The sequence below is a fragment of the Dyadobacter sp. 3J3 genome, assembly GCF_009801115.1.
In the GTDB taxonomy this organism is placed as follows: domain Bacteria; phylum Bacteroidota; class Bacteroidia; order Cytophagales; family Spirosomataceae; genus Dyadobacter.
This window is the reverse complement of record NZ_VTOL01000001.1, coordinates 343633-368978: the sequence shown is the minus strand read 5'-3', so window position 1 is coordinate 368978 and position 25346 is coordinate 343633. Positions and strand designations below refer to the sequence as shown.

The 25346-nt window shown below is 38.1% G+C and carries 27 protein-coding genes; 15 read left to right on the top strand and 12 right to left on the bottom strand.

Annotation, left to right across the window (positions count from 1 at the left end):
- Nucleotides 1-36: 36 nt before the first annotated feature.
- Nucleotides 37-1143, bottom strand: coding sequence for a lactonase family protein (locus tag FZF08_RS01585; RefSeq protein WP_229216381.1), 1107 nt, complete (start codon nucleotides 1141-1143; stop codon nucleotides 37-39).
- A 25-nt stretch (nucleotides 1144-1168) separates the two neighbouring features.
- Nucleotides 1169-1906 carry a carbohydrate-binding family 9-like protein gene (locus tag FZF08_RS01580; protein WP_159466861.1) on the bottom strand — a complete coding sequence of 246 codons (738 nt, stop codon included), beginning with the start codon at nucleotides 1904-1906 and terminating at the stop codon, nucleotides 1169-1171.
- A gap of 300 nt (nucleotides 1907-2206) precedes the next feature.
- Here FZF08_RS01580 and FZF08_RS01575 point away from each other — a divergent pair, with 300 nt between their 5' ends.
- The 4 genes from FZF08_RS01575 to FZF08_RS01560 all read left to right on the top strand — a co-directional run bounded on the left by FZF08_RS01575 (nucleotide 2207) and on the right by FZF08_RS01560 (nucleotide 5815).
- Nucleotides 2207-2437, top strand: a complete 231-nt coding sequence (locus FZF08_RS01575) for a hypothetical protein (protein ID WP_159466860.1) — start codon at nucleotides 2207-2209, stop codon at nucleotides 2435-2437.
- Nucleotides 2438-2601: 164 nt separating this feature from the next.
- Entirely contained in the window at nucleotides 2602-4134 is a 1533-nt protein-coding gene (locus FZF08_RS01570) for an MFS transporter (RefSeq protein WP_159466859.1), read from the top strand.
- A 90-nt stretch (nucleotides 4135-4224) separates the two neighbouring features.
- Nucleotides 4225-4476: a DUF6814 family protein gene (locus FZF08_RS01565; protein WP_159466858.1), complete on the top strand. Its 252-nt coding sequence runs from the start codon at nucleotides 4225-4227 to the stop codon at nucleotides 4474-4476.
- A 154-nt stretch (nucleotides 4477-4630) separates the two neighbouring features.
- A complete protein-coding gene (locus tag FZF08_RS01560; RefSeq protein ID WP_159466857.1) occupies nucleotides 4631-5815 on the top strand; it encodes an acetyl-CoA C-acyltransferase in 1185 nt (394 codons plus the stop codon).
- A 100-nt stretch (nucleotides 5816-5915) separates the two neighbouring features.
- Here FZF08_RS01560 and FZF08_RS01555 read toward each other — a convergent pair whose 3' ends face one another.
- A complete protein-coding gene (locus FZF08_RS01555) occupies nucleotides 5916-6413 on the bottom strand; it encodes a GtrA family protein (protein WP_229216380.1) in 498 nt (165 codons plus the stop codon).
- 272 nt (nucleotides 6414-6685) lie between these two features.
- On the opposite strand from FZF08_RS01555, the gene FZF08_RS01550 reads away from it, so the two are divergent.
- Both FZF08_RS01550 and FZF08_RS01545 read left to right on the top strand, forming a co-directional pair.
- Nucleotides 6686-7192, top strand: coding sequence for a hypothetical protein (locus FZF08_RS01550; protein WP_159466855.1), 507 nt, complete (start codon nucleotides 6686-6688; stop codon nucleotides 7190-7192).
- Between the two features lie 11 nt (nucleotides 7193-7203).
- Complete coding sequence (locus tag FZF08_RS01545) at nucleotides 7204-7794, top strand: hypothetical protein (RefSeq protein WP_159466854.1); 591 nt, start codon at nucleotides 7204-7206, stop codon at nucleotides 7792-7794.
- Between the two features lie 25 nt (nucleotides 7795-7819).
- On the opposite strand, the gene FZF08_RS01540 is transcribed toward FZF08_RS01545, so the two are convergent.
- The 3 genes from FZF08_RS01540 to FZF08_RS01530 all read right to left on the bottom strand — a co-directional run bounded on the left by FZF08_RS01540 (nucleotide 7820) and on the right by FZF08_RS01530 (nucleotide 11060).
- Nucleotides 7820-8842: an SMP-30/gluconolactonase/LRE family protein gene (locus tag FZF08_RS01540; RefSeq protein ID WP_159466853.1), complete on the bottom strand. Its 1023-nt coding sequence runs from the start codon at nucleotides 8840-8842 to the stop codon at nucleotides 7820-7822.
- Between the two features lie 75 nt (nucleotides 8843-8917).
- A complete protein-coding gene (locus FZF08_RS01535; RefSeq protein ID WP_159466852.1) occupies nucleotides 8918-10438 on the bottom strand; it encodes an alpha-amylase family glycosyl hydrolase in 1521 nt (506 codons plus the stop codon).
- Between the two features lie 37 nt (nucleotides 10439-10475).
- On the bottom strand, nucleotides 10476-11060 hold the full coding sequence (locus FZF08_RS01530; RefSeq protein WP_159466851.1) for a Maf family nucleotide pyrophosphatase: 585 nt from the start codon (nucleotides 11058-11060) through the stop codon (nucleotides 10476-10478).
- 178 nt (nucleotides 11061-11238) lie between these two features.
- Here FZF08_RS01530 and FZF08_RS01525 point away from each other — a divergent pair, with 178 nt between their 5' ends.
- Nucleotides 11239-11703: a MarR family winged helix-turn-helix transcriptional regulator gene (locus FZF08_RS01525; protein ID WP_159466850.1), complete on the top strand. Its 465-nt coding sequence runs from the start codon at nucleotides 11239-11241 to the stop codon at nucleotides 11701-11703.
- A 43-nt stretch (nucleotides 11704-11746) separates the two neighbouring features.
- On the top strand, nucleotides 11747-12364 hold the full coding sequence (locus FZF08_RS01520; RefSeq protein ID WP_159466849.1) for a YceI family protein: 618 nt from the start codon (nucleotides 11747-11749) through the stop codon (nucleotides 12362-12364).
- Nucleotides 12365-12443: 79 nt separating this feature from the next.
- Here FZF08_RS01520 and FZF08_RS01515 read toward each other — a convergent pair whose 3' ends face one another.
- On the bottom strand, nucleotides 12444-12902 hold the full coding sequence (locus FZF08_RS01515; protein WP_159466848.1) for a type I restriction enzyme HsdR N-terminal domain-containing protein: 459 nt from the start codon (nucleotides 12900-12902) through the stop codon (nucleotides 12444-12446).
- 50 nt (nucleotides 12903-12952) lie between these two features.
- Here FZF08_RS01515 and FZF08_RS01510 point away from each other — a divergent pair, with 50 nt between their 5' ends.
- Nucleotides 12953-13723, top strand: coding sequence for an AMP nucleosidase (locus tag FZF08_RS01510; protein WP_159467301.1), 771 nt, complete (start codon nucleotides 12953-12955; stop codon nucleotides 13721-13723).
- An 11-nt stretch (nucleotides 13724-13734) separates the two neighbouring features.
- Here FZF08_RS01510 and FZF08_RS01505 read toward each other — a convergent pair whose 3' ends face one another.
- Entirely contained in the window at nucleotides 13735-15132 is a 1398-nt protein-coding gene (locus FZF08_RS01505; RefSeq protein ID WP_159466847.1) for a glycoside hydrolase family 140 protein, read from the bottom strand.
- 144 nt (nucleotides 15133-15276) lie between these two features.
- On the opposite strand from FZF08_RS01505, the gene FZF08_RS01500 reads away from it, so the two are divergent.
- Nucleotides 15277-16389, top strand: a complete 1113-nt coding sequence (locus FZF08_RS01500) for a hypothetical protein (RefSeq protein WP_159466846.1) — start codon at nucleotides 15277-15279, stop codon at nucleotides 16387-16389.
- Between the two features lie 86 nt (nucleotides 16390-16475).
- Complete coding sequence (locus FZF08_RS01495) at nucleotides 16476-16847, top strand: globin (RefSeq protein ID WP_159466845.1); 372 nt, start codon at nucleotides 16476-16478, stop codon at nucleotides 16845-16847.
- A 458-nt stretch (nucleotides 16848-17305) separates the two neighbouring features.
- Here the strand turns inward: FZF08_RS01495 and FZF08_RS01490 are convergent, their stop codons facing one another.
- Nucleotides 17306-18112: a glycerophosphodiester phosphodiesterase family protein gene (locus FZF08_RS01490; RefSeq protein ID WP_159466844.1), complete on the bottom strand. Its 807-nt coding sequence runs from the start codon at nucleotides 18110-18112 to the stop codon at nucleotides 17306-17308.
- A gap of 218 nt (nucleotides 18113-18330) precedes the next feature.
- Here FZF08_RS01490 and FZF08_RS01485 point away from each other — a divergent pair, with 218 nt between their 5' ends.
- Both FZF08_RS01485 and FZF08_RS01480 read left to right on the top strand, forming a co-directional pair.
- Nucleotides 18331-19746 (top strand): CCA tRNA nucleotidyltransferase, encoded by a 1416-nt coding sequence (locus FZF08_RS01485; protein WP_159466843.1) that lies wholly within the window; start codon nucleotides 18331-18333, stop codon nucleotides 19744-19746.
- Nucleotides 19747-19844: 98 nt separating this feature from the next.
- A complete protein-coding gene (locus FZF08_RS01480; protein WP_137343003.1) occupies nucleotides 19845-20045 on the top strand; it encodes a hypothetical protein in 201 nt (66 codons plus the stop codon).
- On the opposite strand, the gene FZF08_RS01475 is transcribed toward FZF08_RS01480, so the two are convergent.
- Nucleotides 20042-21352, bottom strand: a complete 1311-nt coding sequence (locus FZF08_RS01475; RefSeq protein ID WP_159466842.1) for a DUF2851 family protein — start codon at nucleotides 21350-21352, stop codon at nucleotides 20042-20044. The genes FZF08_RS01480 and FZF08_RS01475 overlap by 4 nt on opposite strands.
- Nucleotides 21353-21486: 134 nt before the next feature.
- On the opposite strand from FZF08_RS01475, the gene mtgA reads away from it, so the two are divergent.
- On the top strand, nucleotides 21487-22173 hold the full coding sequence (gene mtgA / locus FZF08_RS01470; protein ID WP_159466841.1) for a monofunctional biosynthetic peptidoglycan transglycosylase: 687 nt from the start codon (nucleotides 21487-21489) through the stop codon (nucleotides 22171-22173).
- Between the two features lie 256 nt (nucleotides 22174-22429).
- Here mtgA and FZF08_RS01465 read toward each other — a convergent pair whose 3' ends face one another.
- Complete coding sequence (locus FZF08_RS01465; RefSeq protein ID WP_159466840.1) at nucleotides 22430-23422, bottom strand: 2-hydroxyacid dehydrogenase; 993 nt, start codon at nucleotides 23420-23422, stop codon at nucleotides 22430-22432.
- 42 nt (nucleotides 23423-23464) lie between these two features.
- Nucleotides 23465-24397 (bottom strand): hydrogen peroxide-inducible genes activator, encoded by a 933-nt coding sequence (locus tag FZF08_RS01460; protein WP_159466839.1) that lies wholly within the window; start codon nucleotides 24395-24397, stop codon nucleotides 23465-23467.
- Between the two features lie 630 nt (nucleotides 24398-25027).
- On the opposite strand from FZF08_RS01460, the gene FZF08_RS01455 reads away from it, so the two are divergent.
- Nucleotides 25028-25333 (top strand): hypothetical protein, encoded by a 306-nt coding sequence (locus FZF08_RS01455; protein WP_159466838.1) that lies wholly within the window; start codon nucleotides 25028-25030, stop codon nucleotides 25331-25333.
- Nucleotides 25334-25346: the final 13 nt, after the last annotated feature.

Sequence of the window (25346 nt, the reverse complement as noted above, 5' to 3'; positions counted from 1 at the left end):
AATCAGATTAGCGGCTTTATCATTATCAAATTTTTTCTACTTCAAAAACAACTGCTTCACACAAACCGGCGTAGGGATACTAATTTCCTTATTCAGATAAGTCAATAAACCTGTCTCAGCATTTCGTTTAAAGAAAACAACATTGTTATTATCCCGGTTGGTAACAATCACCAATTCTCCTTTTGCATCAACCATAAAATTGCGCGGATGTTTTCCATGTGTTTCAGGGAAGCCAACGGTGGTCAATTTTCCGGTTTTGGCGTCAACGGCATATACGACAATACTTTCATGTCCGCGGTTAGAGGCGTAAAGGAATTTCCCGTCCGGTGAAAAATGAATATCGGCTGCAAAACTTTTTCCTTTAAAATCAGCAGGAAGCATACTCACGCTTTCGATAGGAACCAAGGCACCCGTGTTTTTTACAATTTGAAAAACATTGACAACCGAATTTAATTCACAGGCAGAATATCCAAAATTTCCGTTTGGATGAATAGCAAAGTGACGCGGACCGTCGCCTGCTTTTACTTCGGCATAAGGAACTGCGCCCGGCGTAAGTTTTCCGGTTTTCTGATCGACCATGTAAACCATAATTCTGTCGATCCCAAGATCTGACGCGTAAATAAATTTACCGTCTGCCGAAGGAATCACCGAGTGCATATGTGGTTTTTGAGATGCGGAACCTTTGTCCTGAATCTGGTCTGCCAGTTCTCCGATGCTTCCGTCTGCATTTAACAGATAAACAGCCAGCAATCCGCTGCCGTAGTTGGAAACGTAAATAAATCGCCCTTTCGGATCTACACTTACATGGCATGGGCCTTTTCCAACGGATGATTTTTCGTTGATCGGGGTAAGTTTGGCCGTTACCTGATCAATTTTATATGACGAGATCGTATTATTATCTTCATTGGCAGAATAAAGGAATTTTTTATTCGGATGGAATTCCAGGAATGAAGGACTGTTTTTATTGGTCAAAACCTGCAATTCTTTGAATGACATTGTGCTCCTGTCAAAATCGTAGACATAAATTCCTTCACCTTTTTGAGTATAAGTCCCGATGTAGAGAATTTCTCTGGTTTTTGGTTTCTGTGCAAAAGTCATGGTCGCTGCGATTAAACAGATGATTATAAGAATGGTTTGTTTCATGGTTTAGTGGTTATTTGATTAAATTTTATTCGAAAATGAGCGTACCGAATTTTTTGAAATCGTGGAAACTTCCACTGGTTTTCTGCCATGAGTAATAAGCAGTTTCGGCGTCGTCATAATCAATACGGTAAAAATTCCCTTTCCACTGTGTACCCGATTTTGGTGCTGTGGGGATAATCGGGTTCATAAGTGCATAAGGAATAAAAAATTCAGCCTTCCAGCCCTCTACTGCCGCCATACTTTTCTTTTGGCCTAAGGCGCTGGTTTCGTGCTGTACTTTATTTCGCTCGTCATAATGCCAGGGTTTCCAGCCAGTATTTCCACCTTTGAGATTTGGTACCAGAATGGCAAGTTCATAATTCAGCGGAGAAACTTCGTATTCCAGATAAATAGGAATGGCAGTATCCGGCCATAAAAAAACTTCCACAACATCTTCTTTAAACAAGAGCCCGAAATCTTCCATGATGGTTGAGGTCAGTCTTTTATCTGTACAGTCAAAAAGAAAATATATCCCTTTTTCGGAATACATAATTTTGGCTTTTGTAGGAAATTGTTTACCTGGTTTCGTTTGTTTTGGGCCGTTTTGAACGGTTATATCAAACCAGCTGGCATTCGCCCAGTTTGCTGCCGAACCCTCACCATTGACTTTAAAGTCTGTGATTTTTTTGATAATAAGTGTAGAATCTGCCGGGTCGGCAATAACGGGATTTTGATAAAAAAATCCGGATATCAATATAAATAGAAGTGCAATTTTTTCTAGCATTTTTAAATGGTTTAGGAGATTCAGGAAACAGAAATCCGTATGGATCCAAGCAGGGCGGCAATTTCATGAGGTTTTTAGATAATACCAAATCTCAGTGTTATTTCTGATTCAAATAGTAATCTGACCTATGCTGATCAGGTTCATAATCATATAGCAGTGGAAAACCCATGCGTTCATCTTCTACAAAAACGGAAAATTCTCTACATTTAATTACAGATTAAGATAGAAAAGCAACAGGTATGATTATTTCAAAATTGATATCAGAATTAGTTTAGTAGTCAACTTTTAAACTGAATGATCATGATATCGAAAAGAAAAGATCCGGAAATTATAGATACAAGTAAGTCGTTGTTGGAACCACCGGTTTATTCAAATAAGACGAGTGGAAAAACTCTTGGGACAGATCTACCCAGTGAAAATCCTGATCTGTTGAGGGAAGATTATAGTGTCGATGATGTAGCCAACAAAGCAGAAGATGCAACTTTGGTCGATTTGGAAAACGAAGATGATGAGGACAATTTAGACAAATAATAGGTCAACAAAGAGATTAAAATGTTAGAAGCCTTCCAATTGAATTGGAAGGCTTTTTATTTTCTTATGAGTATTGAACCAGTATTTATGCCTTATTCAGCTAATTAAGCATTTGCCATATCCGGCAAACCATCTCACGTTCAATACTTACCACTTGCTGATCAATGAGTACACCCAAAGACAATGTTACACAAAGCATCACAAAAGTGATCGCAGCTTCCTCACTCGGGACATTAATTGAATGGTACGATTTCTACATTTTTGGAAGTCTTGCAGTAATCATTGGTCATCAGCTATTTCCAAGTGACGCCGGTGCGTCGGCGCTAATTAACACGTTGGCAATTTTTGCTGCAGGTTTTATAGTCAGGCCTTTTGGGGCATTGGTTTTTGGTCGATTGGGAGATTTAATTGGAAGGAAATATACATTTTTATTGACGCTCGTTTTGATGGGCGGCTCTACTTTTTTGATTGGTTTAATTCCTTCCTATTCCAGTATCGGTTATGCGGCTCCTATTTTGGTTTTGATTTTAAGACTCGTTCAGGGGCTTGCCTTGGGTGGTGAATATGGTGGTGCGGCCACGTATGTGGCAGAACACGCGCCAGCTGGGAAAAGAGGATTTTTTACAAGCTGGATCCAGACGACGGCAACTTTGGGATTATTTCTTTCCTTGGGCGTTATTGTTGCCACAAAAAATATTCTCGGTGCACCTGCTTTTGCCGATTGGGGCTGGCGGATTCCATTTTTACTTTCCATTTTACTGGTTGGCGTTTCGATTTATATCCGCATGAAAATGCATGAATCGCCGGTTTTTTCAAAATTGAAAGCCGAAGGGAAAATTTCTGCAAATCCTTTAAAAGAAAGTTTTCAGAAAAAGGCAAATTTTAAAATGGTATTGCTGGCACTTTTCGGAGCCACGATGGGGCAGGGTGTAATTTGGTACACGGGACAATTTTACGCACAATCTTTTCTTGAAAATACCTGCAAACTGGATTTCAACGAATCCCGTTACATTTTGCTTTGGGCTATTTTATTTGCTACACCTTTCTTTGTAATCTTTGGCTCATGGAGTGATAAAGTTGGAAGGAAGTGGATTATGCTGTCGGGTATGTTACTCGGAATATTATTTTACCGTCCGATTTACCAGTATTTTATTGACGCAACCAACGTTGGAGAATTTCAAAAAACGGAGTTAAAATCAACATCGGCACCGATTGTTACAAGAGAATTTTTAGCCGAAAAAGCAGACTCGCTGATTACAACAACTACGATTAAAACCTTAAACAATGGCAGTACATTCAAGGAAATAAAAGCAGTTACGCTTCACGCCGATGAAACGATGCCGCCAACAGAAAAGATTTCATTTGCTGACGTGACCTTACCGAACAGCACTTTTTGGATTATAGTGGCACTTGTATTTTTCCAGGTTTTGCTGGTTACTATGGTATACGGCCCGATCGCTGCTTTTCTTGTAGAATTGTTTCCAACACAAATCAGGTATACTTCTATGTCACTTCCTTATCATATAGGGAATGGCGTTTTTGGCGGTCTTGTTCCTTTTATTGCCACATTGGTCGCTTCATTTCAAGGTTCCACGCCTTTGTCCGGATTGTGGTATCCGATTGGAATCGCTTCTTTATCGTTTGTAATTGGAGCGGTTTATATTAATAATAAAGGTGACCGGGATGTGACGGATTAAGCTTTCGGCGGTCGGCAATCGGCTGTCGGTAGTTAATATTTCTGAGATTTAGGAAAGCATTATAAAACAGCTATCATTAAGCAAAAAGATATGAATACTATTAAAAGAATTTTAGGAGTTGTCTGGATTATTTTAGGCCCGACGATTATTTTATTTTTATTTATGCAGGCGGCTGATAAAATCGCGGCCGCTGCTGTTGGAATAGCGAGGACTAATACCACTTTACAATGGTCGATCATCATTATCATATTTATCCCGATCTGTGCCGGGCTTATGATTTTCGGTTATTATGGTGTAAAAGGAGAATATGACCGGTTGCCGGGAAGCTCTGATGATCTTTAGAAACCCGTATATTAATTTAAAATCCGCGAAAATATTATTGATAGAATAAAAACTTCTTCATTTCAGGACAGGATTGCTATATTTATTGTTGTACTGAATACAGTCTGGCAATAAACTTTTGATTTGCTAAAAACAGATCAACAAAACCAAAATCATGAAAGAAGAAGTTTTTATTCTTGCTGCTGCCCGCACACCGATTGGTAGTTTTGGCGGTTCGTTATCCTCTGTTTCAGCAACCAGACTTGGCGCGGTGGCGATTAGCGGAGCACTCGAAAAATCAAAAATTGACCCGGCTTCCGTACAGGAAGTGTATATGGGAAATGTAATTTCTTCCAATCTTGGGCAAGCTCCTGCACGCCAGGCTGCCATTTTTTCAGGATTATCTCCCGACGTAATTTGTACGACCGTTAATAAGGTTTGTGCTTCCGGCATGAAAGCTGTTATGCTTGGCGCACAAGCTATTCAATTGGGTGATGCAGAAATAGTTGTGGCCGGTGGTATGGAAAATATGTCCCAGATTCCTTACTATTTACCAAAAGCACGAAATGGTTATGGGTATGGAAATGGTGAAATTATTGATGGTTTGGTGAAAGACGGACTTACGGATGTGTATGACCAAAGTGCCATGGGACTTTGTGGTGATAAAACCGCTTCAAAATATAGTATCAGCCGGGAAGAGCAGGATGATTTTGCAATTCGTTCTTATAAATTAAGTGCCAATTCTACGGAAAATGGGTATTTTAAAAATGAAATCGTTCCGGTTGAAATAATTTCTCCAAAGGGCGGTGCTTCTGTTTTTGTGGAAGAAGATGAAGAATTTAAAAAGGTTAAGTTTGAAAAAATCCCTCTGTTAAAACCGGTTTTTTCTGCTGATGGAACGGTTACAGCTGCCAATGCTTCAACCATCAATGATGGTTCTGCGGCACTGGTATTGGCAGGTACGGATGTAGTTTTGAAATCAGGATTAAAACCCGTAGCCAGAATTGTTGCCTATGCCGATGCAGAACAAGATCCTGCCTGGTTTACCACTACGCCGGTTTTGGCAACGCAAAAAGTTTTGAAGAAAGCAGGATTGTCAATTTCTGATATCGATTACTTTGAGATAAATGAAGCGTTTGCAGTCGTTGCCCTATACTATATCAAAGAACTCGGACTGGATCAGGAAAGGGTAAATGTATTCGGTGGTGGAGTTTCGCTGGGGCATCCGTTAGGAGCTTCGGGAGCAAGAATTATCACTACGTTACTTTCTGTTTTAAAACAAAAAAACGGACGCTACGGACTTGCCGCTATTTGTAATGGAGGCGGTGGAGCTTCGGCGATAATTGTGGAAAGACTTTAATTATTGCTGATACTATTCTTGCCACGAATACACGAATTTTTCACGAAGGATTTTAAAAAATATCAGTGCCCATTCGTGTATTCGTGGCGAACTTTTAAATTTATCTAATCAGCACTTTCAGACGGTTGTAAAAACCGGTGCTTTTGAATGTAAAAGTTTTGTGTAAAATGTAATTGCTGATAAAGCTAAAACCCATTCCCACGATATAACAGGCCATTTCATTGACATTTACATGCTTTTTTGACCAGGGTAGAAGGTAATTATATTGTTGGAAATAGTTGTCGGAAATATAATATGCGGCTGTTGAAAATATGTAAGTTACAAATCCTGAAAAAACGGCTACCATTAGAAATTTCACCATTTCTCTCCTTGTCTGATTCGTTTTACGGGCGTTGAATGCAAACAATTTGGTAAGTGCAAAACCGACTACAAAAGAAGCGGCGTAGGCGGGTAAAATTGATTCCTGAAATGTTAATCCAAACCAATCTTTAAATAAACTACTACAAAGTAACTGAACAACAGCGCCGGTTCCGGCTACAAGAAAATAGGCAATTAAGTCTTTGGAATTAAAGATTTTACTCTTTTTATTATCAACCACAGGGCTAATTATTAGTTTTAAATAATGAAATGTCGGGTCAATATTAGAAATAAAATGATCCTGAAACAAAGACAGCCGGATAATTTGATTTAAAGGAAACAATTTATACCTTTTCCCGGACGAGTAATTTTGTGACCAATCTGCTACTTGGTCGTCCAAATAAATATTCGTTTTTAGCATTGGTTCGGTTTTATTAATGTTTTATAAATGAGAGCCGTTGTTGGAAAATCGGGATATCATATTTCTAATATTTATTTTTTAGTAACACGTTTATGAAAAGATTTTTTTTACTTTTTGCACTTATTTTTGCTTTTTCATTAGCTCAGGCTCAACCTGAAAAATGGGCTTTGGGCGTTAAAGTAGGAGAGCCAACAGGGTTTAATCTTCGGAAATACGGCGATAAAAATGCCCTGGATATTACAGTAGGAACGTATTCCAGTTTGTTGAAAAAGAAAGCCTATCGAGAAGGAGAATATGCCAGTATCGGTTTTATGCTGAATGGTAGTTATCTATGGTTTGTACCCATGTTTAACGACAGAATGATCGCTTACGGAGGTGTTGGAGTTCAGATCAATTCCAGAAGATATTATCCTGATGTTAATTCGAAAGTTCATACAAGTAATATTTCAACCGGCCCATCATTTACCGGCGGATTAGAATTCTTCTTCTCGCAAAAACCGACCTCCTTTTTTATTGAAGGTGGAGGATACGTTGAATTGCTTCCCAAAGTACTTTATTTTAGTCCTAATTTGAATATTGGATTACGACATAACTTTTAACTTATTTAGCCATGCGTCGTATCTATGTTATAACAGGAATTACATTTCTTGCTTTGTCGAATTTCTCTTGCGCAAATCTTAAAAGCAGTCTGAGCAAAACAGATGGCTCTGATTATAGCAAGCAACAGCCTTATTCGAGCTCTTCGGTACAAAGAGATACGACTACGGTTATAAAATCTACAACGTCTTATAATACCGGAAAAGATCAGCCGGATGTGAGATATAAAAAGGATTATTTAAAAACCGGGAATGAAACAGACATTCGTACCGGTTCAGATTCCAGAATCGGTAACAATTCAAATACCGAAGCAAACCAGCAATTGATCAATCAATACGCTGAAATGGATAAATTGGGCGGTCTGGTACTTTATGAACTGGATATCGTAGAACGTCGCCGGGATGTTCTGATTGAAAAATTCAGATCGGCTTCCGCTCAGGAAAGGGAAACGTTAACAAATGAATTAAATACGCTTGACGGAAATCAGATTGCTCTTTACAAGGCTTATGTAAAAGTATATAAAGAAGGAAAAACGGATTGGCCTAACGTTCACAAAAGCGTGGAAAATACACTTCTTAGTTTGAGAGGAATTGGAAACAAATAACATGGAATTTTCCATGTTATTTGTTTTACCAGTTAATGCCTTTCGTACTGGTTTTAATCCGGCACAAATATCCGTCAACGGTAACGTAAAGTGTCGATCCGTCATCTCCCCAGGCACAATTTGATGCCAGTTCTCCATCCGTTTCGATTTTGCCCAAAAGTTTTCCTTCGGGAGAAAGTATCAGTATTCCACCCGGTCCGGAAGTCCAGATATTTCCTTCAACATCAAGTTTAAGTCCGTCGGGTAAACCTTTCAATCCGGTTTTACTCATGGGCGTTGCATCATAAAATATTTTTCCTTTTCCCACTGATCCATCCGTTTGTACAGGATAAGACATGATATATGCTTTTTCGGGATCAGATTGCGCGATGAAAAGTGTTTTGCCGTCTGCTGAAAAAGCTAATCCGTTTGGACGGGTCAGGTCCTTAATTATCAGTTTGGTTTCTCCTCTTGGCGTGATTTGATAAACACCAAAATAAGATGTTTCACGGCTGGAATCCATTTCATATTTTGCCAAACCATAAGGCGGATCTGTGAAATAAATGCTTCCGTTAGTTGGATTTTGTAATACGTCGTTCGGACTGTTAAAACGCTTTCCTTCGAAATTATCAGATAAAGTTATTTTTCCACCTCCGTTTAAAGGCATGGCTGAGATCCGTCGGTCGCCATGTTCGGAGGAAATCAGTCTTCCTTTTCTATCAATTGTCAGCCCGTTACTACCCGGTTCGTTACTATATTCACCCAGTCCGGTATAACCTGATGGTTTTAGAAAAACAGATAACTCATTTTTCTCATCCCACTTGAAAACCGTATTCTTAGGAACATCAGAAAATAGTAGATACCCACCGTCTTTTACCCAAACCGGGCCTTCACACCAGACGAATCCAGTTGCTATTACTTCAAGTTTTGCATTTTTTGGTAACAGCTTTTCCAGTTTAGTGTCGTTAATAACAATCTTTCCAAGGGTTGGATATGTTTTTTGTGCAAAAACCGAGATTGATGAAACCAGAAAAAGCAAGGAAATAAAAGATGTAAGTCGAGATTTCATTTTAATACGATTAGCCGGAATTGATCAGTAATTCTTTATAAAGTTAAGAATGCCAGTCAAACTACTGGTAGCAAATTAATCAGATACCAGCGTTGATTTTTCTTTTAAGATCAGGCTTTCGTAGGAAGTCAGTTGAAGTTCACCGTTTTCGAGGATAGAAGATTTATTTGTTGAAAAAAGTAAATCGTTAAAATTTGCTCTGCTTTCGGGAAGACGGATATTTTTCACTTCGTAACTCAAATTATGAATAATCAAAATCGGTTCCGATTCATGTGTCCGGACATAAGCGATAATTTCAGTATCCAGCGATTCGACTTCTTGGAGATTTGGTTTTAAAATCTGCCCTAGCGCTCCAATATTTTTGCGTAAGTCAATCAATTTTTTGTAATGGGAATATACAGAATCCGGATCCTGACTTTGAACTGAAAGTGGTTCTATCGTTTTCAATGTAGAAAATTGTGCTTCCAGCCAGTTTGTCTTACCTGGATCCTTTTCGTTTTCAGACCAAAGAAATGGTTCGCGGATATACGGGTCTGGTTTGGTGCCGAGCATACCAATTTCTTCTCCATAGTATATATAAGGTTGGCCCGGCAAGGTGAGTAAAAGCGTAGCCGCCAGTTTTATTTTCCCGATATGATTACCCACAACACTTCCAATCCGGTCCTGGTCGTGATTGGTGAGCATAATCGCGTCAATAAAATCAGGATTGAAAACTTCAAACTGGGAATAACTTGCCAGCAATTGCTGAACCAGATTTTCATCTTTTTCCTGAATTACAATGCGCTGCAAAGCAAAACTCAGATCAAAATGAAAAGTAGCGTTGAGATTTTCCAGATAAGGCGCTACCTCCCAGGTTTCTGCCCAAACTTCCGCTACCGTGTAAGCATCTGGTTTTGCTTTCCTGACAACATCATTAAAATATTCCCAGAAACCATTATTTTTTTCTTTTTCCCAAATTGGATAAATATGTCTGGCTGCATCAAGACGAAATCCATCAATCCCGATTTCTTCAAGCCAGAACGTGATAATTTTAGTGAGTTCTTTTCTCAGCGGCTCCGAATCATAATTAAGATCCGGCATCCCTTTCCAGAAAAGCCCGTAATATTTTTCAATATCTCCCGGGATTTCATGCCAGGGATATACCTCGTCCGAATCATCCGAAGTTTGTCGCTCAGCGATTCCCAGCTCTTCTATTTTCTCAGGAGACAACCACCAGTAAAAATGCCGGAAAGGGTTTTCCGGACCTTTGCTCGCTTGTGCAAACCAGGGATGATACGTACTGGTGTGATTGACGATCAGATCAATATAAATGACAATATTTCTTTGGTGCGCTTCAGACAGAAGTTTTTTGAAAATTTCCATCGTGCCGAATTCCGGTTCGATTCCGTAATAATCAACCGGATCATATTTATGATAACTCGGAGCGGGATGAATCGGTGTAAGCCAGATTGCTTCAATACCAAGATCTGCCAGATAATCCAGTTTTGAAATAATCCCGTTCAAATCGCCGATACCATCTCCATTCGAGTCGCAAAACGACCGGACGAATATTTCGTAACAAACGCGGGGAATAAATTTCGGAAGATTTGGATGCATCAGATTTTGGAAACGTGACAGATCTGGAAGCTGGTTTTCAGCTTTGTGTTAGTAAAAACGGTTTTAACAATTGGTAAACCACATGAACGGGAAGTCCCATAATGGTGTAAAATGATCCCTCTATCCGGTTTATCCCCACCATTCCGATCCATTCCTGAACACCATAGGCGCCTGCTTTATCAAATGGTTTATAATGTTCAATATAATAGTTTATTTCGGTTTCCTCTAATGTCCGGAAACTCACGAGCGCAGTATCTGAAATGGTGTAAACATGATCATCGGCCAATAAACTAACGGCGGTTGTGACCTCGTGTGTATTTCCGGATAGCATTTTTAGCATCCTTACCGCATCCGCCATATCTTTTGGCTTGTTTAAAATCGTTTCTCCAACAATCACAACCGTATCCGCAGTCAATATAATTTTTTCGGGATGAAGATTTCTGAAAACTTCCGCTTTATATGAAGAAATATACCCGGCAACTTCATGTGTTGGAATGTTTTCCGGAAAAGATTCATCCGTTGGAAGAACTTCCACTTCAAATTTAAAACCAGTTTCCTGTAATAGTTGTTTTCTGCGAGGGGAATTGGAAGCCAGAATTAGAGGCTTTATTAATTGAAACATATAATATCAAAAATTATTTTACTTTTTAACTAATTGATAAAGAGTTTATTGTAGTATTTTTTATATGTCTTATACAAAGATCCGTAAATACTTTTTACAAACCGGAACTTAAAATGATCAAATACGTGTTTCAACATTATATGTATATACACAGTATTGCATTTCAACAACGGAAGCTATGTCTATTGAAACCGATATAAAACAAAAAAAATTTCGAAGCCCTTATCAGCGAATGGCACTAAACCTGGTTTATACCAGTAATTGGATCCAATATCAGCAAATGGAGATCTTTCGGGAATTTGACATGACGTCTCAACAATTTAATGTTTTGAGGATTTTAAGAGGTCAATATCCGAATCCAATTAAAGTAAGTGATATTGCCGACAGAATGTTGGATAAAAATTCCAATACTTCACGCCTGATTGATAAGTTACTTCTTAAAAAGCTGGTTGACAGGAAGTCATGCCCGAATGACAGACGCGCTGTGGATGTCGTTATTACTGAAGGTGGCCTGGCGTTATTAAAAGCACTTGATCCGGAAGTAGAGAAATGGGAAGAAAATATGGTGGGCATCACGCCCGAAGAAGCCGATATGATCAGCTCATTGCTTGATAAATTACGTAATTCTAAAAATAACAATTAATACAAATAACAAACAATTCAATTTAAATTAAATCATGACTACAATGAATTCTCTAAAATCGTTTGCAGCTTCTGTTGCAGTTTCTTTGTTCGCATTTACAGCTGTTAATGCTGCTGACGGAAAAGTTAAAGCTACAAACCTTAAAGTTGACGTTTCTAAAAGTGAACTGATCTGGACTGGTAAAAAAGTAACTGGCGAGCACACAGGTAAAATTTCTTTGAAAGAAGGTACTGTAATTATGGACGGTGCTAAATTGGCTGGTGGAAGCTTTACTGCTGACCTTACAAGCATTACAAATACTGACCTTACGGATAAAGAATACAACGGAAAGTTGATCGGTCACTTGAAATCTGATGATTTCTTTGGTGTTGAAAAACACCCTACTGCTACTTTTGTAGGTAGAAAAGCGGTTTCAAAAGGAGCTGGCGTTTATGACGTTACTGGTAATCTTACAATTAAAGGAATTACAAAACCTGTCACTTTCCCTGTAACTGTTAAACCTACTGCAACTGGCGCTGATGTTACTGGTAAATTGGTAATTGACCGTTCTAAATTCGACATTAAATATAACTCAAAATCGTTCTTTGACGCTGCCGCACTTGGTGACAAAATGGTTAATGACGACTTCGTTGTAGATATTAAATTGGTTGCAGTTAAATAATTGCTGTCATAATATTTGAGTAACCCTCTTTGAAAAAGCCTGCTGACAATCTTGTCAGCAGGCTTTTCCTATTTTAACGCTAATTTTCTTCCTTATTCCATTCCCTGTAAAAAGGGAAATCATCCAGGAATTTTACCTGTCCGTTTTCAACCTTGAAACAATAATGGCTCATGCCGTTTGTGACCGCAAGATAAGCAGGCTGCAAGGTGAAATTATACCGGCTTATCTGCGCGAAAGTAAGGTCATTTACAGCGATGAACGGCGCTTTACACTCGACTAAAAGAAAAGGTGAACTTTCTTTTGATAGGATCATTATGTCCGTTCTTTTGGCCAAAGTATGGTATTTCATACCGGTTTCAATGGCGAAAAGCGATTTGGGATATCCGTAATGGTTTATTAACAAATGAATAAAATGTTGCCTAACCCATTCTTCCGGCGTTAGAGAGACAAATTTTCTTCGTATAATGTCAAAAATATAAGGTTTCCCGCTTACGTCTTTAACTTTATACCCGAAAGCAGGCAAATTTAATGATTCCATAGGCGAAGATAATGATCACAAGTATCGATGCCAATAAACCCATTAAAATGATGACAACGAAAGAACAAATTGTAGAGAACTGGCTTCCGCGATATACCGGAACTGCTGTGGAAGATTTTGGCAGTTATATCCTGCTTACCAATTTTGTCAATTATGTGACAATGTTCGCGGAAAAGTTTGGTGTTGAGGTCAAAGGAACCGGTCGGGCAATGCAAACAGCTACGGCAAATGATATTACGATTATCAATTTCGGAATGGGAAGTCCTATGGCGGCGACTGTAATGGATTTACTTTCTGCGATCAATCCTAAGGCTGTACTTTTTCTTGGAAAATGCGGTGGTTTAAAGAAAACGCAGGTTGGTGATCTGATCCTTCCTATCGCCGCCATCAGAGGAGAAGGAACCAGCGATGATTACATGCCAAGTGAAATTCCGGCACTTCCTTCGTTCCGTTTACAAAGTACAGTTTCGGCAAGTATTGCCAAACATAACCTTGATTATTGGACAGGCACGGTTTACACAACAAACCGCAGGATTTGGGAGCATGATGACAGTTTCAAGGAATATCTTCGTGACATACGCGCTATGGCAATCGACATGGAAACGGCTACGATTTTTATTGTAGGTTTTGCCAATTCAATTCCTCACGGTGCTTTACTTTTGGTATCCGACAATCCAATGGTGCCGGAAGGTGTTAAAACCGAGGAAAGTGATAAAAAGGTAACTACCAACTATGTCACCACGCATTTGGAAATTGGTATTGAATCATTAACTGAACTGGCCAGATCAGGAGAATCGGTAAAACATTTGCGGTTTGAATAACCACTCAGTTTTTATTTTCCCCATGGTTTGGTGGAATCAGCAATGACCAGAATCCAGTCTGTTTCAGGGCCTGCGGCATAAGGTTTAAATTCGGTTAAAACATCATTTTTGATGTTCCCAATTTTAACTTTTGTAGCATCTCTTGGATTGAACCAATAGGCTGTCAATGACTTGGATGTAAATTGAGAAAGATCGATTTTGAAACTTCGTCCGGATGGGGTGTAAGCAATAAGCAGATCCTTATTCTTGGAAAAAGCTGAAACCTGGTAACCTGCGTCTTCCGGATTTTCATTTTTAATAATGGATTGATCCGGAATAAGTGTTGCCCAGGGATAAGATTCAAGAAATTTTTTCATGTATCCCATTTGGTGAGCCCCGGGAAAATCAACCGCAACTTTCCAGTTTGTTCTGGCAACTGAAACGGGAGGATTTCTGTCATAATTGAAAAACTGCCAGATATCATGACAGCCATAAGTATGTCCGCAGGCACCGGAAAGTACGGCCCAATACGCTGCTTGTCGGGCATCAAAATCGTTGAAATAACCTAATTCCGGTTTCCAGTTGATCGGGTGATCTTCGTAACGTGGTTCGCCATCCAGCGTAGGTTTTATTGGTAAGAGCTTATAATCGTTACGGATCATCAGGTAATTTTTACTATTTTTTTCCCCATGTCCGGATTGGAACATATTGACATTTAGCCAGTTTTCCTTGTGGAAATATTTTGAGGAATAACTGGCACCCATAGGATGATAACTGACGATCTGATCATTTGCTACGGCCGCTTTTATTCCTGCGGACATTGCTTCAATAATCTTGATATGTGTTTCATTTTCAGGACTCCTGTCGCCTCCGAGAATCCAGATAATCTTTTTGTTTTTAAATTTTCTGCCTAAATATTCACCGTAGATTCTTGCGTTTTCGGGGGTGAAAATTTCGGGTCCGACACCCCATTTTTTATTGAATTTATCACCCCAGGTAGGCAAAAGTCCGATGTATAAACCCAGTTGATTGGCTTTATCTATTACTTTTTCAACGTGTTGAAAATATAACTCATTCGGTTTTGTTGGATCATTATTGATTAAAGGTAGCTGTCCTTGCTGGTCCGGTTGGGTAAGTCCGTCAAACTCTGCCAGTGCTACACATTGAATTACATTAAATCCTTTTGAAGCTCTGTTTTGAAGATATATTTCCGCTTCTTCCAACGTCAGTCTGTGAAATAACTCCCAGGCCGTGTCGCCAAGCCAGAGAAAAGGTTTTCCATCTTCCTGAATAATATAACGGCTGTCTTTTGGAACAGACAGCTTTTGTAGTTTTAAAGGAACGGACGAATGTTTTTTCTGTGCGAAATCCGGATGCCAGATTAGCGTGAAAAGAAGTAAAGGGAAAAAACTTTTATATATTTTGGTCATACCGGGATGAGATATGTTGGCTCGTAACCATCGATTTATTTTTATATTAAAGAATTTAATTGAGACAGATTACTTACCGGATCGCTTAAAAAAGTAATTTTAAGTCGTATTATTAAAAATAAATACCAGCTTCCGCTATAACAAATGGCAAAATCAACGATTCTTCATATTGGCGCACAAAAAGAAATTTTGTCAAAACGTCAAAAAGAGTTTAACAGACTGACTAAAAAGATTGAGCAACTGGAAAAAACTTTGTCTGAATTTCGAGTAGGAAAAGATGACCTTCTCAATCGTATTAATAAGGAAATGAATCCAATACAGGTAAAGATGAATTCATTGAAGGCGGAAATAATCCGTAGTATGGATCGTATCTTTTCTGATAAGATTTTTAAAAAAACGGATAAGAAAAAACTGACTTATCTGATTACTGACGTCAGTTTCAAACTGATAGATGAGGACGGCTTCGATGATCTCAAACCGATTTTTAATAAGTACAATGATGTCGATTTTGATACTGTTAATGAAGAAATAGAGAGAGAGGCTGCACAGATGGCGAAAGGAATGGCCTCGCAATTCGGAATGCATTTTGACGATGAAGACATTTCAACCAAAGAGAAATTTCAGGAAAAAATGTTTGAAAAAATGCTTGAAATGGATGAGCAATTTGAAGAACAGGAAAGATTAAAAGAAGAAAATAAAGCTAAAAAACCGAAAACTCAAAAACAGCTCGAAAAGGAGGAAAAACAGAAGCACGAAGAGCAAAGGCTTACCAAATCGTTAAGGGCGATTTATATGGACCTGGTGAAAGCATTTCATCCGGACCGTGAACAGGATGAGTCCGAAAAGCTACGAAAAACAGAAGTGATGCAGCGTGTCACGCAGGCTTATAATGACAACAATCTTATGGCCTTGCTGAAATTGCAGATGGAGCTGGACAGAATTGATCAGCAGCATTTGGAAAAACTGGCAGATGAGCAACTGATTTATTACAATAAAATACTGAAACAGCAGGCTGATGAACTGGAATATGAAAAGTTTTATATCGTTGAGGATCTTGCTTCCTCGTTCGATATGTATCCATTTGAGATTACATCGATAGAAACCGTAATGCTGAAATTTAACAAGGATGTCAGAAATTTGAAAAGTGCTCTTAAAAAACTAAAAAATGAGGCTGTGCTTTGGAGTGATCCCTTAACAGCAAAGGAGTTGCTCAAGATTTATCAGATTCCAAAAGAAGATACTTACGAATTTTTCTGACACTTGTAAAGCGATACTAGCGATATTGAACTACAAGACGTTGATCCACACTTGTGATTTCTATTATTTAATCCGAATTTTAACCCATGGAAGGTTTATCATTATATAACCGTATCGGCGGGGAAGAAACATTGAGATTGCTAACGGATCGGTTCTACGATTACGTATTTGCACATGAACTGATTTCGCGTCTTTTCAAAAACGATAAAGATGAAATCAAAGAAAAACAGCGCCTTTTTCTGACTCAGTTTTTGGGAGGCCCATCCTTATATTCAGAGGTTTTCGGTCATCCCAGATTAAGAGCACGCCATATTCCACATCCAATTACGGAAGAAGATGCAATTGCCTGGCTAACATGTATGGACAAAGCGATCTCGTCTCTAAATATCAGTGATGATTTAAAAAAAGAACTTTTTAGCCGCTTCCCGCAATCTGCTCTTTTCATGGTAAATAGTTAGTTTTCAGGGTTTTTTATTAATCTTGCTTTTTTACTAAAATTAATTTATTTTATCTATTTATTAACAACTATTTGATATTCAAAGAGTTGTTAATATCTTTGTTTTACTCTGCGTTATTATATATCCTTGAAGTTACTATTTCAATAATTTTTAGTCTATTTTTGATTTTAATATCCTCTTCCTCGATCTAATCCAATTTATTCAACGTATTTCTATATATATATGTGGCTGTTACAGTCACGATTACCAAATTTTCACGGTAAATCCTTTCTATTAGCATGATCATCTTTACTGAGTTTTTAATACGTACAATTATCGGAATTGTCTTGCTGGTCGCATTGGTCATAACAACTGTTCTGCTGGGACCAGTTCATTTGACGATTATGTTGTTGTCAGGATCACTTTTTCAAAAGGCAAACATGAAATCACAGTGGGTTTGGTGATCAGTACTTCTCTTGCTATTTTAGAAAAACCGCGAACTCGGAATCGATCTGAAAATATTTTATTCCGTAAGACATCATTTTATTACAATCGTCTTTGTATTGAGCGTACATTTCTTTTGATTTTTTGTAGTGGAATTTGTTGATTGCTGCCACAACCATTATTGTATTTTTTTGTGCCCAATTGACATCTTCCAGAGATATTTTTGAGGCTCGTTCAAATAAGAAATAATGATCAGGTTTGTAGTCTTTTCTAGCTTTATTTTCTTCAAGCTGTTTTCTTGTGCAGCTTAGTTTTATTTTTCCGGTAAAAAATTCAGTAGAAGCATCTGTTCCAATCATGAGCGCTTTTTCGAGTAAATGATATTGATCGAGCAGAGCCAGCAATTTGTTGAATACCGAAGTATCCAAACCTTCAATTTTATTATCCAACATCACATTCATGTGATTTTTAGCGCAAAATTGAAGAACCGATTCCAGTTTTAATGGAGTATTTCCGTCAAGTTTGCTGGACAATTTTTGAATCTCAGCCCAATTCATTTCTGTTACTTTTTCTTTTAATCCGTAATATCTTTCAAAATCTGCATCGTGGTTTGCTATCAGTACTCCATCCTTGGTGACACGCATATCCGTTTCAATCATCGCATATTTATCTTCCATTGCTTTTTTCAAAGCAGGTAATCCGTTCTCGGTAAACGAACTGTCCACAACACCTCCTCTGTGTGCAATGAGCTGGATCGAATTATTTTGAGCCTTTCCCGTTAAATTGATTAAGAATAAAACTGGAATCAAGTATTTGGGAAAATTTGAAAGAATATATTTCATTATAGAAAATGATTCAGTATCATGAATATTAAATCAAAAATCATCTAAAATTCTGATTTCGCTGCTATTTTAATGTAAAGTAAATGTAAAGATGTGAAGCTATTTATAACAACCAGATGTACTTTCAAGATGCTATAAACATTTAAACCGGGTTTAATTTTAAGAAGACGTTAAATTCTCAATAAATGTAGAGAACAAGAATTTCTTACCTTTGGGGTATGAATTTTAAAGAGCAGCTAATAAATTACCCTATACTGGAAATTGTTGCCCAGGCTTCGTCAGAGCTGGGTGTGGAAGCATATATAATTGGAGGTTTCGTCCGTGACCTGATCCTTAAAAGACCAAGTAAGGATATTGATATCGTTTCTATCGGAAGCGGAATAGAGTTGGCTGAGCTTGTAGCACAGCAGCTTGGCCCGGATGTACACGTCAGTATTTTCAAGACATTCGGAACGGCGCAGATCCGTCAGGGTGATCTGGAAGTAGAATTTGTTGGAGCAAGAAAAGAATCATATAGCCCCGATTCCCGCAAGCCTGCGGTAGAAGACGGTACGTTAAAAGACGATCAGAACCGTCGAGATTTTACAATTAATGCCATGGGGATAAGTCTGAGCCGAAGTAATTTTGGCGAACTGATTGATCCGTTTGAAGGCATAAGAGACCTTCGAAAGAAAATAATCCGTACGCCATTGGAACCTGGAATTACTTTTTCTGACGATCCTTTGCGTATGATGCGCGCTATTCGTTTTGCAGCACAACTCAATTTTGATATTGAACCGGATACTTTTGATGCAATTATCAGCATGAAAGACCGGATCAGTATTGTGTCCATGGAGCGGATTTCTGATGAACTAAATAAGATTATTCTGTCTCCAGTTCCTTCCTACGGTTTTAAATTGCTGTATCATGCCGGACTTTTAGCAATCATTTTTCCGGAAATGATTGAATTGCTGGGTGTTGAAACCATAGACGGTAAAGGACATAAGGATAATTTCTATCATACATTACAGGTTCTGGACAATGTTTCAGAAAATACAGATGATCTATGGCTGCGTTGGGCTGCGATTTTACATGATATTGCAAAACCTGCTACAAAACGTTTTGACAAAAAAGTAGGCTGGTCGTTTCATAATCACGAAGAAATCGGAGCGAGAATGGTTCCGGTGATTTTTCGAAGAATGAAATTACCTCAAAATGAAAAAATGCGTTTTGTCAAAAAACTGGTCAGACTGCATTTGCGTCCAATTGTTTTGTCGCGTGAAGAAATTACCGATTCAGCCATGCGTAGGCTTTTGGTTGAAGCCGGAGAAGATATTGACGGATTGATGAAACTTTGCCGGGCAGATATCACGTCCAAGAACCCGGATAAAGTGAAAAAGTTTCTTCACAATTTTGATATCGTTGAACAAAAACTGAAAGATCTGGAGGAGCGGGACAAACTGAGAAGTTTCCAGCCTGTAATCACCGGAGAAATTATCATTGAAACTTTTGGACTGAAACCTTCACGTGAAGTTGGTGTGATGAAAGAAATCATCCGGGAAGCAATTCTGGAAGGAATTATTCCAAACGAATATGAACAAGCTTATGCTTATATGGTGCAAGAAGGCAAAAAAATGGGTTTATCAGTACAATAATACACTTTTATATTCCTGACGCATATTGAATAAATTATTGTATTCTCTATTTTTGCAGACCTGAAATAAATCAAACCAAAATCCTTCACAGTTATAAAATGGAAAGTACACAGTTTAAACGTTTTTTCGGAGCACTTCTTACTTTATTGGGTATTGCTGTTTTGTTGTTTGCCTGTGTAGCGTTTCTTTCTGAAAAACCAGTTTTGGGACTTACTGTTTCGAAATGGGAATCCGTAGTTCCGTTTTTAGTTGGTTCGGTTTTTCTTCTTACCGGAGTAAATTTAATCAGCCGGGTTTAGGTTGAACGGATCAAAGCTGCGCCCACGGTACATTCCAGGCATTTTTTGTTGGTGCAATAATGATTGTACCATTCAATAAGTGACTGGGAATCGGCTGCTGTTTTTACTTTCATTCCCAAAATTTCCCATTCTCTCGTGATGCGGTTATTTTCCGCCGGAATTTCGGATAGCCAGGTCAGTGCTTTGTCCAGCAATTCAGGCTGTTGCCGTTGTCTGGAATAAGCGACTAAAAGCGGAACAGCTGCATTGATAATCAAAAGATTGACAGCATCTTTTCCCATAACAGGAACATTTGATTTTGATAATTTACCAAATTGAAAATGATGAATCCAATAATCTGATTGTTTCAAATTAAACAATTGATGAAGTGATTTTACATTTTCAGCCGAAATAATGGAAGAGAAGAAAGTGCCGTTTTTTGAGATCAGATCAGCAAATTGAGAAATTCGGATGGTTGGAAATCCCGCTGGTCGCAAACGCAGAAATTTGAATTCATGGGCGTTCATTTGCAAATGAGAAATTTGGTATTTGTTTGATAAAAACTGATATTCCCTTCGAAGCGCTTCAATGTAAAAGTCTTCAATTTCTTCACCTTTTGATTTGTCGGGAATTAATCCGGCGCTGCCAAAAAGTAAGCCTTCCAGTTGGCTAGACTGCGTGCGATGCTTTTGTAATATTTTTAACGGAATGATTTGTGTAAGACGCAAAAATGCCGGATCATTCAGTTTAAACCCGAAATGCTGTCCAAGCCATTGATAGGCAGTTTCTTCCCAATCCTGCTGATTTGCCTGATATAGTTCCAGTACGTTTGACGCTTTTTTGTCCAGTCTTTCTAATAAAACTCTATCGAGCATAGAGAATTTCTGCAATTCATTAACGTCAGCAAATTGTTCCTGACAGGCAATTCCCGGATTTTCATAAAATTCCCGTGCATCCATTAAAGCAGAATATCTTTCCAAAATGGAAAGCCGGACAAGGCCTTTGAGTGATATCACAGGCAGTATAGTTTTATCAGGCCTGAAAATTGTAACATCATTTTCCCAAACAACATGTATGATCACACTTTCATAGGCTTCGTTTTCACTATGTTGATGTAGAAGCCAGTCGGATGATTTGGTGTGGATTTCAACGGAACCTACCCATTCTACGCCATCAATTCGAATTCTGGCATCAGAAAAGTCCGGGCCTGCATTGGCATTTTTATGTCCGGTAAGAATTATTTGAATCCTTTCGCCTTCTTCGTTTTTCAGGTTTACGGCATCAAAATATTGAAATTGCCATATAAAACTGAGCAGATCTTCATTCATTGTCGCAGCAGATAACGTGTGTTGAAAAAATATGCTGTTTCAGGATTAATATTCTTTGTCCAAACCTGAATTGTTCTGTTCTTTGTACGTGTTTTTATTGGTTTGGTTTCTTATCCTGAGGAAATAATTATTGTATGCTCCGCCGTTTTCTGTTTTATGCGTTTAAATTTCTTATTTACTTCTTTGTCATTTCCATCATTTGGGTTGTGGTTTTAAAATTTGTTCCGGTTTGGGTAACACCTTTTATGATCTCGCGAAAAATCGATGCGTTCCGCGCAGATGAAGACACGGAAATTCATAAAGACTGGGAGCCTTACGATAATATTTCAAAAGAAGCAGCCTTGGCCGTAGTGGCATCCGAAGACCAGAATTTCCCAAATCACTGGGGATTTGACTTTGATGAAATTTACGATGCCATGACCGAAAAACGCAAACGTGCCCGCGGGGCCAGTACAATTTCACAGCAAGTAGCCAAGAATGTTTTTCTATGGCACGGCCGAAGCTATATTCGGAAAGGACTGGAAGTGTATTTTACGATTTTGATCGAATTAATCTGGGATAAACAGCGGATATTGGAAGTATATCTTAATGTTGCAGAAATGGGTAAAATGACATTTGGTGTGGAAGCTGCTTCTCAGCGGTTTTACAAAAAATCGGCCAAGAATATTTCACGTTATGAAGCCGCGCGCATAGCGGCTGTATTACCAAATCCCGTTCGGTTTTCTATTAAAAACCCGTCGGCTTATGTCAATAAAAGGACAAACCAGATTGTACGGCAAATGAAATATCTGGGCGGACAGACTTATATAGCAGATTTGTAATTTTGTTGCGTTTTTAAGTTAGTACGATGTATATAAGAGTTTTCAGAATTTCTTGAGTAATCCAGAAGGCTCCTATGGAGCCGGGGACTTTATGAAGTTAGAATTATTTCTATAACAAGAAAACTCTGATAGAGCCATTTTACCTCATAGAGGTATCCTGTTTATAGAATAGATATTAGAATATTCAAAGCCCTAACTCCATGGGAGTTTCCTGGAAATTGCCGGGGAGTTATTTGATATTAGCAGAGGCAATTATTTAACTTTTTATCTCATTTTTCAACATTAAAACATTTTCAAAATCCGATAAATTACTCAATGTAATCGTTGCGATTTCTTCCAAAGCTTCCTTGGTGAAAAATCCAAGATGACCAGTAATTAGCACATTTGGAAAGGAAATTAAGCGGGCGATAACATCGTCCTGAATAACACTTTCTGAAAGATCCTGAAAAAAGAGGTCTGCTTCCTGCTCATAAACGTCAATACCCATATAACCGATTTGTCCTGTTTTCAAACCGTCAATCGCATCTTGTGCATTGATTAAAGCGCCACGACTGGTATTGATGAGCATCACGCCATCTTTCATTTTTGAAATAGAACCTGCATTAACAATATGAGCCGTTTCGGGAGTTAAAGGGCAATGCAGGGAAATAATGTTACTCTGGATTAAAACCTCTTCAAGTTTTTTATATTGAACCCCTTTTTCTTTCAAATCCACAGATTCCTGAATATCATAAGCCAAAACTTTACAGCCAAAGCCCAGCATTATTTTACAAAAAGATGCGCCGATTAAGCCTGTTCCGATGACACCAACTGTTTTTCCGGATAAATTAAAACCCGTCAAATTTTCGATGGAAAAATTCCCTTCCCTGACGCGGTTATAGGCTTTATGCGTTTTTCGGTTTAAAGTAAGAATAAGAGCTGTCGCATGTTCAGCAACAGATTCCGGCGAATAAGCAGGTACTCTTAGGACTTTGAGATTTTTGGACTTCGCGGATTTCAGATCGATATTATTAAAACCAGCGCAGCGTAACGCCACTACTTTTATTCCGTTTGCACTGATTATTTCAATTGTTTTTTCATCAATTTCATCGTTAACAAATACACAAACTGCTTCAAAACCAGCTGTAAGACTTGCTGTTTGGTGATTTAAAGGAACTTCAAAAAAAGTTAACTCATGGAAATTTTCATGATTAAATTTATTGAAATATTCTTTGTCATAAGACTTTGTACTAAAAAAGGCGACTTTCATAATCGAAATTTAGGTTGGCAATAGTTTAAATAAATATGATGATTAAAAAATACGCATTTCAACTTTTTTCTCATGGATTTCTCTGGGAGCATAGTCCATTATTCCGGTTTTAAGGGCGTCAATCAAACGTGTTTTAACTTGTTCACGATTTACCACCAGACAGACCTCCCTTGCAGGTTCAGGCCATTGAAAATGTCGGATATGTTTTTTTCTTTCTGCTGATAATTCCAGCACCGCAAGTTCGGGAAGAATGGTAATACCTCCATTTTTTTCTACCATACGGATCAGTGTTTCTATACTTCCCGAGCGATAATGAAAGCTCGTGCCAAACTGGCTGCTCCGACTTAATTCACATAATCGCTGGATCTGTGTCCTGAAACAATGTCCTTCTTCCAAAAGCCATAATTCATTCGGTTCAATATCTCCGGGAAGTATATATTCTTTGTTAAACAAATCCGTATTTTCAGAAACATAAGCATAAAATATTTCCTTATATAATGGAATTTCCTGCAAACCGCTGTCTCCCGAAAGTGATGCCACAATACCTACATCCAGATTTCCCAGTTTTAATTCCGAAATAATTCGCTCGGTAATCATTTCGGAAACATGAAGGCGAATATTTGGATAATGCTCAATAAATGGCTGTACCAAATGCGGCAGAAGGTAGGGCGCAATAGTAGGAATAATACCGATCCGAAGTTCTCCTGATAAATCACCATTAAAATGTTTAGCGATTTCGGCCAACTGACGCGCTTCAAAAAGAACGGTTTTGGCCTGGTCAATAATCAGTCTTCCAATGGCGGTGGGCACAATTGGCTGTTTGGTACGATCGAAAATTTTTACGCTTAATTCATCTTCAAGTTTTCTTATCATCATTGATAAAGTCGGCTGGGTGACGTTACAATGTTCCGAAGCCTGGACGAAATGACGATGATTGTCGACGGCTACAATATATTCGAGTTGCTGAATATTCATGCAAGATTTGTCTAATGGTTCATTTATAACAGCCAGATTTTGAAAATTTGTTGTTATAAAACTACTTAAAGATATGTATAAATTATATCTATGTAAATATAGAAATTATCAGTTTGATTTATAGTGTGGTGTCTATTTTATTTGTAACACATTTAAGCTCATATATTATCAACAGAGTTTACATCATTCTGACTGAAGGCAAAAAAATTAGCAACTGTTTTAAACAAACCAAGCTAGGAAGAGGAAAGAGGTTGGACCAAGGTATACCGAATCACGAGAATGTTTGTGGAAAAAAAGTTAAGATTGAAAAAGGAATATATATAGTTACAAAGCCATGAGGAACTTTCTCATGGCTTTGTTTTTTTTGTTAAAAAAGCATTAAATTTTATTAATATTTGAATCATAAGGTAATATCTAGATTGATATAATTTTTGAAATAAAACAGTCAATAATGCTCCTGATTGCGTTGGGATGACTTTTTTAGAGGAAATTAATAGTTAGGTCTTGGGGGGTTGTCTAATAAAATTTTAATAAGACTTTAAAGGCTTTTTAAAGGATGCTAATTTTTTGGACTAATTCGTATATTAGCCGCAGTTAATTCCAATGTCACACCTAAAAACAGACTTAGAAATGAAAAATTTGAAGGCGATTATGTTGATTTTGTTCCTTGCTATTACCGGAACAACTTTTGCTCAAACTGCAACGCCTGCGGTAAAAACGACTGTAACGAAAAAGAAAACGGATAAGGACGCGACTACAACCAAGGTTGATGTCAAAACAAATGCCGCCGCTGCGCAGCCAGGGGCTAAATTAAAAAAGGATGGAACACTTGACAAACGTTATGCAGAAAACAAAAATCTGAAAAAGGACGGAACACCTGACAAAAGATTTAAAGGCAACAAAAAAGACTCTTTGAAAGCAGGTAAAAAACCTTGATTTGCTGGATTGG